The organism is Gordonia sp. NPDC003376 (assembly GCF_053589235.1).
The window spans coordinates 1-1178 of the sequence record NZ_JBSFRM010000062.1 but is presented as its reverse complement, the minus strand read 5'-3'; the positions used below and the strand labels follow the sequence as shown (position 1 = coordinate 1178).

Genomic DNA, 1178 nt, shown 5'->3' with positions numbered 1-1178 from the left:
CTCTGTTGGTGGTTGACCGTTCCCGACAATTGTTGGGGATTGGTCACGGCTCATTCTGCCGATGCCCGGGTGGACGGACCGACCGGATGTGACTTGATAGGAGCGTGGCAACCGCCCCCACTGAGATATGTCCTACCGGCCGGCCCGACTGTCACCATTCCGTTCGACAGAAAGGCATCTTCCATGATCATCGTTGGCGCCGATGTACACAAGCGCTCACACACATTCGTCGCGGTCGATACCGCCGGCAGACAACTGGGCACCGTGACCGTGCCCGCCACGACCACCGGTCACCAGACCGCCTTGCGGTGGGCCCACGCCACGTTCGGTACCGACCTGGTGTGGGCAATCGAGGACTGCCGCAATATGTCGGCGCTCCTCGAACGTGACCTGCTGACCGCGAACCAGAAAGTGGTGCGGGTCGCCCCGCATCTGATGGCCGAACACCGCAAGACCGGCCGCCAACCGGGTAAGTCCGATCCGATCGACGCTCTGGCCGTCGCCCGGGCCGCTGCCCGTGAACCCAACCTCCCGATCGCCTCACACGATGAGGTCAGCTACACGGTGAAAGCTCTCACCGATTATCGGGAATCGCTTGTCCATGAACGGACTTCGAAGATCAACCGGGTGTTGTGGCGGGTGCATGCGATCGATCCGGAACACGAAGTGAAGAAGGGAGGTTTGAACCGGACGAAGCATCAGAACCTCCTCGCGGCCTGGTTGCAGACCTGCGACCGCGGCGCCATCGATGTGCTGTTGGCGATCAAAGAGGTGGCTGCGATCGCGGCGTTGACCGTGGAGATCAACGAGGTCCACAAGCAGTTGTCGGCGTTGGTTGCGGTCGCGGTGCCGTCGCTGGTGGCGTTGCCTGGTTGTGGGATCCTCAGTGCGGCGAAGTTGCTCGGCGAGTCTGCCGATATCTCGCGTTTCGGTACCGAGGCGCAGTTCGCTCGGCATGCGGGGATCGCTCCGGTGCCGGTGTGGTCGGGTAAGTCGGCTGGTAAGCATCGGTTGACGCGTTCGGGGAATAGGCAACTCAATGCGGCGGTTCATCGGATTGCGTTGACCCAGTCTCGTATGCCTGACAGTCTCGGGCATGCCTATTACGCGAAGAAACGTGCCGAGGGTAAGAAGTCTCGTGAGGCGATGCGTTGCCTGAAACGGCGACTCGTACGCAC

General features: G+C 61.8%; 1 protein-coding gene. It reads left to right on the top strand.

Features of this window, described 5'->3' with window-relative positions:
• Positions 1–183: 183 nt before the first annotated feature.
• A partial coding sequence (locus tag ACWDUA_RS25550) for an IS110 family transposase (RefSeq protein ID WP_449753821.1) occupies positions 184–1178 on the top strand: 995 nt, incomplete at its 3' end.